We start from the raw sequence: 8,464 nt of genomic DNA on the forward strand, positions 1-8,464 counted from the left end.
ATGGTCGAGGTCGGCGAGGTGATCGCGGTCGACCAGCCGGTGGTGGAGGTGGAGACGGCCAAGGCCGTGGTGGAGGTGCCCTGCCCGTACGGCGGAGTCGTCACCGCCCGCTACGGCGATGTCGGCGAGGAGATCGCCGTCGGGCAGCCACTGGTAACAGTCGCCGATGCCAGGTCCGACGGCGAGCGGCCGCTCGTCGGATACGGCGTGACGGATGCCACCAAGGGCGCGCGGCGCCGCCGGGTGGGGGTGTCGACCCCGGCCCCTGAGCCCGAGCCGATGGAACCTGCCCCGGCCGTGGTCGCCGTGGTCTCGCCGCTGGTGCGGCGGCTGGCCCGGGAGAACTGCATCGAGCTGACCGCCGTGACCGGCAGCGGCCCGGACGGCCTGATCATGCGCGCCGACGTCGAGCGGGCCACCTCGGCGACCGTCTCTCCGGCAGCGGTGGCGGCCGCCGAGGACGTCGTCCCGCTGCGCGGACTGCGCAAGGCGGTGGCCGAGAAGCTCACCCTCAGCCACCACGAGATCCCCGCCGCCACGTGCTGGGTGGACGCCGACGCCACCGGCCTGATGGAGCTGCGGCAGCAGCTGAACCTCGCCGACCGCCCCAGGATCAGCGTGCTGGCCCTGCTGGCGCGCATCTGCACCGTCGCGCTGACCCGCTACCCCGAGCTCAACGCCAGCGTGGTGGCCGACGGCATCCGCCGACACTCCGCCGTGCACCTGGGCTTCGCCGCGCAGGGCGAACGCGGCCTGGTGGTCCCGGTGGTCAGGGACGCGCAGTCGCTCGGGCTGGAGCGACTCGGCGAGGAACTGGCCCGACTGACGGAGTCCGCGCGGGCCGGCTCGCCCACTCCGGCGGAGCTGACCGGCAGCACCTTCACGCTCAACAACTACGGCGTCTTCGGCGTCGACGGCTCCACCCCGCTCATCAACCACCCCGAGGCGGCGATGCTCGGCGTCGGCCGGATCACCCCCAAGCCGTGGGTGCACGACGGTCAGTTGGCGGTCCGCCAGGTCAGCCAGCTGTCCTTGACCTTCGACCACCGCGTCTGCGACGGCGGCACGGCCGGCGGGTTCCTGCGCCTGGTCGCCGACCTGGTCGAGCAACCCGCCCTACTGCTGCGGCATTGACCGGCTCCCCCGCCCGAGGGAGCCGGTCCGCTCACTCCAGTCGGCGTACGGCCCAGAGCCCGAGACCGGCGAGCCCGCCGGCGAGGGCGAGGAAGATCACAGCTTCGAACCACTGGAATCTCCAGTAGCGGTCCGCGGGTTGATAGGTCTCCGCCTGCTGGAGACCCGCCTCGGCAACACAGGCCGTGAACTGCGCTTGCCCGGCCGCCAGACAGGACTCCGCCCCCTGGTACGCCCGACCCGCCGAGTCGACGGCCGGGTCCTTGGACAGGACCCAGGAGTCGGGGTGGGAGACGCCCACGTAGAGGCGGCTGTCGCTGCCGCTGCCCCTCACCTCGATGCTGCTGGCGGCGGCGAGGGTGCCGGCGTCGAGCGCCACGGTGCTGCGGGCCGGCGGCATCAGCACCGGACGGACCGCCAGCGGCATGACGATCTGCACGGCGGCGAAGACGGCGAGCGTCACGGCCATGGCCGGCACGGTACGGCGGATCAGCACACCGCTGACGACGCCGAGGGCCACGGCGAAGGCGGCGTAGCCGATGGGGACCACACCGCGGGCGGCGAACACCTCCGGTGCGAACCGGTCCGCGTGGGCGTGGTCGAGCGGGCCCGCCCACCACGCCACCAGCAGGGAGAGCAGGCCGCTGGCGGCCATGCCGGCCGCGGCGACCGAGCCGAGCTTGACGACGAGCCAGCGAGTCCGGGGCACGCTCTGGCTCCACGCCAGTTGGTAGGTACCGGTCTCCAGCTCGCGGGTGACCAAAGGCGCGCCCCAGAAGGCGCCGATCAGACCGGGAACCGCGATCAGCACGGCGTTGACGTAGGTCTCCAGAACGCCGTACTGCGACCCGAACGCGGCCAGCGCGGTTCCGCAGCCGCCATGGGCCCGGCAACCGGCGAGGGTGTCGTCATAGGAGTGCCGCAGCTGCACCCCGGTGATCGCGAGGGTGATGGCGACCGCGCCGAGGGCGGCGAGGGCCACCACGATCTGGGAGCGGTGCTGACGCCAGGTCAGCCAGATCATCGCGCTGCCTCCGAAAGGGTTCCATGGCCGGGTTCGGTGGCTGCCTGGGCCATGTAGGTGAGGACCAGGTCCTCCAGGCTCAGCTCGCCCACACTGCAGTTCGAGTCGTCGATCGGGGTGTCGGTCCGCACGATGAAGGTGCTCTGCCGGTCGGTGTGGTCGGCCTGGACAACCTCCACCCCCGTCGGAAGGGTTCCGGGATCGCGCCGGGGGCCGGTGATCCGGACGTGCGTGGCGAGCAGCTCGTCCACCTCGCCCGCGAGCCGGACCCGGGAGCCGGCCAGCACGACGAGGTAGTCGCAGACCCGTTCCAGGTCGGCGACCAGGTGTGAGGAGAGCACCACGCCGGCGGAGTGCTCGGCGACGAACTCCATCAGGTTCCGCAGGAACGTGCGCCGGGCCAGCGGGTCCAGGCTGGCCACCGGCTCGTCGAGGATCAGCAGCTCGGGCAGCTTGGCGACGGCCAGCGCCAACGCGAGTTGGGCGCGCTGGCCACCGGAGAGCGTGCCGGCCCGCTGGGCCGGGTCCAGGCCCAGCTGCCGAATCCGGCGTTCCGCCAGGCCGTGGTCCCAACTCGGATTGAGGCGCGCTCCCAGGCGCAGGTGGTCGGCGACGGACAGCCGGGCGTAGACGGGTGTGTCCTGGGCGACGTAGCCCACCTTCGCCAGCTGCGTCGCGTCGGCCGCAGGAGACTCGCCGAAGACCTTGATGGTTCCCGAGGTCGGTGCCACCAGTCCGCAGGCCATTTTCAGCAGGGTGGTCTTCCCGGCGCCGTTGGCGCCGACCAAGCCGACCACGCGACCCGCCGGAACGCTTAACGTGCAGTCGCTCAGCGCCTCGTGGCGCCCGTACAGCTTGCTCAACCCGCTGGTTTCCAGCATGGCGGTCATGGTTCCTACTTACTGGTGGTTCGAAAGGTGGTCGTGAACAAGGCCTCGATGCTCTCCTCGTCCAGGCCTGCTCTTCGGGCCTTGGCGAGCCATTCGCGCAGGTCTTCCCGCAGCGGCTCGTGCGCGGCCAGAGAGGCGTCGCTGAGTGTCCTGGTCACGAAGGTGCCCTTCCCGGGGCGGGGCGCGACCAGGCCCTCGTGTTCAAGTTCCCGGTATGCCTTGAGCACGGTGTTGGGGTTGATCGCCACCTTGGCCACGACGTCCTTGACCGTGGGCAGCTGGTCACCCTCGGCCAGCACGCCCAGGCGCAGCGCCTGGCGCACCTGCTGAACCAGCTGCATGTACGGCGCGACGCCCGAACGCGCACTCAGGTGGAACTCGATCACCATCATCTCTCTTCATCTAGGTTCCTAGGCTATCCATTCAATCCGGCCCAGGAAACCGAACGCCACAGTGCCCGGACCGGGCATCCCGGGTCCGGGCACTGTGGCGTTGGTACGACGTCTCGTCAGCTCTCCGATCCCAGCCAGCCGGAGACCGCCGACCACACCTCCGCCAGCATGTCGGGCCGGATCATGTCCGAGTGCGTGCACGGCAGTTGGACCGCCGTGATCTGCCCGGACACGAAGGGCTTCCAGTTGTCGGCGCCCGGCGCGCCGTCGGGTCGGCCCTCCGTCGCGACGAGCACCAGCGCGTCCCCGTCGAACCGGCCGGGGACGTGCTCCTGCCGGAGCAGGCTGTTGTTGACGAAGACCTGCGCCAGGCGCCGGAACTCCTCGTCCGAGATCGCGCCGAGCGCCTGGCCCGCCTCGCGACGCATCCGCTCCATGACCGGGGCCAGTTTCTCGTCGTCCTCGAGGACGCCGGCGTCGACGGGCCGCCGGTCCCGGTCGGCGGACTCACCGTCCGGGCGGGGCGGCGCAGGATAGGCGTCCATGATCACCAGGGCCGCCACCTCTTCACCGGCGGCCTGCAACTGGACGGCGATCTCGTGCACCGGGATCCCGCCGAACGACCAGCCCAGCAGGTGATACGGACCGGTCGGCTGCACGGTGCGGATCTGCACGGCGTAGTCCGCCGCCATCTCCCGGACCGAGCGCGCGTACTCGCCCGCACCGTCGACACCGCGGGCCTGCAAGCCGTAGAGCGGGACGTCCTCCGGGACGAAGCGGGCCAGCGGCATGTAGGACCAGCTCAGCCCGCCGCCGGGGTGGACGCAGAAGAACGGCGGCCGGCTCCCCTGGGTGCGGATCGGCAGCAGCACGCCCATCGCGTCCTGCACCGAGGCCAGACTCATCCCGTTCATCAGCCCCCCGACGGTCGGGGTGGCCAACAGGTTCCGTACCGAGACCGTCACTCCGCGCGCCTCCAGCCGCGCCACCAGCGTGACCGCGAGGAGCGAGTGCCCGCCGAGCCGGAAGAAGTCGTCCTCGACCCCGACCGACGCCACGCCGAGCACCGCGGCGAACTCCTCGCACAGCACGGCCTCGAGTGCGGTGGCGGGCCCGCGGCCCACCGCCGCCGCGACCGCGGTGTACTCGGGCGCGGGCAGGGCGCGGCGGTCGAGCTTGCCGTTCGACGTCAACGGCAGTGCCTCCAGCGCCACCACCGCTGACGGCACCATGTAGTCCGGCAGCCGCTCGGCGGCCAGGCCGCGCACGGCGCCGGCCAACGCCTCGCCGGCCCCACCCGCCGCGGCGCTGCCGTCGGCGGGGACGACATAGCCGACCAGGCGCTTGTCGCCGGGGGTGTCCTCGCGCACCACGACGGCCGCCTGAGCGACCCCTGGGTGCTCGACCAGCACCGACTGGACCTCACCCGGCTCGATCCGGAACCCGCGGATCTTCACCTGGTCGTCCGCCCGGCCGGAGTACAGCAGCCGCCCGTCGGCCGTCCAGCGCGCCCGGTCTCCGGTGCGGTACATCGTCGAACCCGCGGCCCCGAAGGAGTCGGCCACGAACCGCTGCGCGGTCAGCCCCGGCCGGCGCAGATACCCGCGGGCCACTCCGGCCCCCGCGATGTACAGCTCCCCGACCACGCCGGGGGCGACCGGCTGCAGGAACTCGTCCAGCACGTACACCCGGGTGTTGGCGTTGGGCCGGCCGATGCTCGGCTCGTCCCCCGGTGCCAGCGGACCGGCCATCGTCGCGCAGACCGTGATCTCGGTCGGGCCGTACGCGTTGACGAACCGTCGGCCCGGCGCCCACTTCGCCGCCAGCTCCGGCCCCATCGCCTCGCCGCCCGAGAACAGCGTTGTCACCGATTCCAGAGCCTGCGCGTCGAGCACCCCCAGCACCGCCGGCGGCAGCAACAGATGCGTCACCCCGTGCCGCGCCACCACCTGCTCCAGCCCCGCACCCGGCAGCAGTCGGTCGGACGGCGCCACCACCAGGCAGGCGCCCGACCACAGCGCCATCAGGAGCTCCCAGGTCGCCGCGTCGAAACCCACCGACGCGAACTGCAGCACCCGGTCGCCCGGGCCCGTGTTCCAGCCGTCGACCGTCAGCAGGTTCACCGCGCCGGCATGGGTGACGGCGACGCCTTTGGGCACACCCGTCGAACCGGAGGTGTAGATCACATAAGCGGGATGCTCCGGCGACAGCGCTCTGGTCGACACCCGGCCGTCCGGTACAGTCCACTCGCCCACCACCGACGGCTCGTCGACCAGCAGCACCGGCGCGTCCGACTCCGGCAGTACCGAGGCACTCGCCGTCGACGACAGCACCAGCGCCACGTCCGCGTCCCGGAGCACATAGGCGATCCGGTCCGTCGGATAGCCGGGATCCACCGGCAGGTAGGCGCCGCCCGCCTTGAGCACCGCCAGCAGCGACACCACCAGGTCGGCACCGCGCCCCATGCAGACGGCGACCACCGACTCCGGTCCGATGCCCCGGCCCGCCAGCAGCCTCGCCAACCGGCTCGCCCGGACGTCCAGTTCGGCGTACGACAGCTCGACGCCGTCACCCACCACCGCCACCGCCTGCGGGGTGCGCGCCACCTGCGCCTCGAACAGCTCTGGCAGGGTCCTGGCTGACACGTCGGTCGCGGTGTCGTTCCACTCCGTCAGCAGCCGCTGCCGCTCACCCTCACCGAGTACGTCCACCGCGCTCAGCGGTAGCCGCGGGTCGGCGGCCACCGCCGTCAGCACCCGCACCCAGCGCTCGGCAAGCCGCTCCACTGAGGCCCGGTCGAACAGGTCCGCCGCGCCGTTGAGCGCTCCGCGCAGACCCGCCGGACGGCCCTCGGCGTCCAGGGCCTCGCCGACCGACACGTCCAGATCGAACTTCGCCGTCGACATCCCGACCGGCAGGTCCGCCGCCACTCCCCGCGACCGCAGACCCGGCAGGCTCGCCGTGGCCCGCGCCGTGTTCTGCACCGTCAGCATCGTCTGGAACAGCGGATGGCGCGCCAGCGACCGGGCCGGGGCCAGCTCCTCCACCAGCAGCTCGAACGGCACGTCCTGGTGGGCGAACGCCCCCAGGCCCGCCTCGCGCACTCGGGAGAGCGCCTGCGCGAAGCTCGGGTCCCCGGACAGGTCGGTGCGCATCACCAGCGTGTTGACGAAGAAGCCGACCAGGTCGTCCAGCGCCTCGTCGGTCCGCCCGGCCACCGCCACGCCGATCGGGATGTCCGCGCCCGCGCCCAGGCGCGAGAACAGCACCGCGAGCGCGGCCTGCAGCACCATGAACAGCGTCACGCCCTCGGCACGTGCCAGCTCCACCAGCTTCTGGTGCACCTCCGCGGGGACCTCCAGCGGCACGCTGTGCCCCCGGTAGCTCGCCACCGGCGGGCGCGGGCGGTCGAACGGAAGCTCAAGCTCCTCGGGTATGCCGGCCAGCGCCTCGCGCCAGTAGGCGACCTGGCGGGAGAGCAGGCTCTCCGGGTCGTCCGCCTCTCCCAGCAGCTCGCGCTGCCAGAGGGCGTAGTCGCCGTACTGCACCGGCAGCGGCTCCCACTCGGGCGCCCGGCCCTCCAGCCGCGCCGCGTAGGCGGCGGCGATGTCCCGGGCCAGCGGGCCCCTCGACCACGCGTCGCCTGCGATGTGGTGGAGGACCAGGACGAGCACGCACTCGTCCGGACCACTGGTGAACAGCCAGGCCCGGAACGGAACCTCAGCCGACAGGTCGAAGGCGTACTCGGAGGCCCCTCGTACGGCGTCGGCCAGGTCCGCCGGGTCCGTTTCGACCACCTGCAGTACCCACGCCAGACGGTTGGTCTCCACCACCTGCTGACGGGGGTGACCGTCCTCGGCCGGGAACACCGTCCGCAGCACCTCGTGCCGCTCCAGCACATCGCGCAGCGCCGCGCCCAGCGCTGCGTCGTCCATCGCACCGGACAGCCGCATCGCGATCGGGATGTTGTAGGTCGCGCTCGGGCCCTCCAGCTGGCCGATGAACCACAGCCGGCGCTGGGCGAACGACAGCGGGATCCGGTCGGGACGCACGCCGACGACCAGCGCGGTCCGGGCCTGGCCCGCGTCCTGGAGCCGGCCGGCGAGGCCGGCCGCCGTGGGCGTCTCGAACAGCGCCCGCAGCGGCAGCTCGGCGCCCAGCGCCGTGCGGACCCGGTTCATCAGCCGCATCGCCAGCAGCGAGTGGCCGCCCAGGGCGAAGAAGTCGTCGTCGATGCCGACCTTCTCCAGCCCGAGGACCTGCGCGAACGCGTCACACAGGGCCCGCTCCTGGGGCGTGGCCGGTGCCCGGCCCGTGCCCGCCGTGCGGGTCGGGGCGGGCAGGGCACGGCGGTCCAGCTTGCCGTTGCCGGTCAACGGCAGCGCGTCCAGCACCACCACGGCCGACGGCACCATGTGCCCGGGCAGCCGCTTGCCGACGAAGGCCCGCACCGACTCCGGCAGCCCGGCCTCGTCTCCGTCGGCGACGACGTACGCCACCAGGCGCACCTCACCGGGGGTGTCCTCACGGGCGATCACAGCGGCCTGGGCGACCGCCGGGTGCCCGGCGATGACCGCCTGGACCTCGCCCGGCTCGATCCGGAAGCCGCGCACCTTCACCTGGTCGTCCGCACGGCCCAGGAAGACCACCTGACCGTCGACCGTCCAACGCGCCCGGTCCCCCGTGCGGTACATGCGGCCACCGGTGAAGGGATCCGCGACGAACCGCTCGGCCGTTAGACCCGCGCGTCGCACATAGCCGCGCGCCACACCGGAACCGGCGATGTACAGCTCGCCGACCACGCCCGGCGCCACCGGACACAAGTACTCGTCCAGCACATACAGGCGGGTGTTGGCGATCGGGCGGCCGATCGGCACCACACCGGCGGCCGTCAGCCCCGACGTCAGCCGGGTCGTCGCCACACCGATGGTCGCCTCGGTCGGACCGTAGTGGTTGAACACCCCACACTCACCGGCCGCCGCCAGGACATCCGCGACGAAGGCGGGCGAGGCGGCCTCGCCGCC

Annotated in this window: 5 protein-coding genes; 1 reads left to right on the plus strand and 4 read right to left on the minus strand. The window is 72.5% G+C overall.

Annotated features, from left to right (window positions below):
- A partial coding sequence (locus ACZ3TI_RS40300; protein ID WP_465735474.1) for a dihydrolipoamide acetyltransferase family protein occupies nucleotides 1-1,134 on the plus strand: 1,134 nt, incomplete at its 5' end.
- Between the two features lie 31 nt (nucleotides 1,135-1,165).
- On the opposite strand, the gene ACZ3TI_RS40305 is transcribed toward ACZ3TI_RS40300, so the two are convergent.
- From ACZ3TI_RS40305 to ACZ3TI_RS40320, 4 genes are all read right to left on the minus strand, one after another.
- Nucleotides 1,166-2,158, minus strand: a complete 993-nt coding sequence (locus tag ACZ3TI_RS40305) for an ABC transporter permease subunit (protein ID WP_465735476.1) — start codon at nucleotides 2,156-2,158, stop codon at nucleotides 1,166-1,168.
- Complete coding sequence (locus ACZ3TI_RS40310) at nucleotides 2,155-3,039, minus strand: ABC transporter ATP-binding protein (RefSeq protein WP_465735478.1); 885 nt, start codon at nucleotides 3,037-3,039, stop codon at nucleotides 2,155-2,157. The genes ACZ3TI_RS40305 and ACZ3TI_RS40310 overlap by 4 nt, the downstream gene beginning before the upstream one ends.
- Nucleotides 3,040-3,053: 14 nt before the next feature.
- Entirely contained in the window at nucleotides 3,054-3,440 is a 387-nt protein-coding gene (locus tag ACZ3TI_RS40315; protein WP_360356983.1) for a GntR family transcriptional regulator, read from the minus strand.
- 116 nt (nucleotides 3,441-3,556) lie between these two features.
- Nucleotides 3,557-8,464 (minus strand): amino acid adenylation domain-containing protein (locus ACZ3TI_RS40320; RefSeq protein ID WP_465735481.1); only part of this gene is annotated, 4,908 nt, incomplete at its 5' end.

The organism is Kitasatospora sp. NPDC023120, assembly GCF_055560835.1.

What these genes read in the sequence shown, in the direction of transcription:
- ACZ3TI_RS40305 (WP_465735476.1), bottom strand. Translation starts at nt 2,158, where the DNA reads ATGATCTGGCTGACCTGGCGTCAGCACCGCTCCCAGATCGTGGTGGCC.
- ACZ3TI_RS40310 (WP_465735478.1), bottom strand. Translation starts at nt 3,039, where the DNA reads ATGCTGGAAACCAGCGGGTTGAGCAAGCTGTACGGGCGCCACGAGGCG.
- ACZ3TI_RS40315 (WP_360356983.1), bottom strand. Translation starts at nt 3,440, where the DNA reads ATGATGGTGATCGAGTTCCACCTGAGTGCGCGTTCGGGCGTCGCGCCG.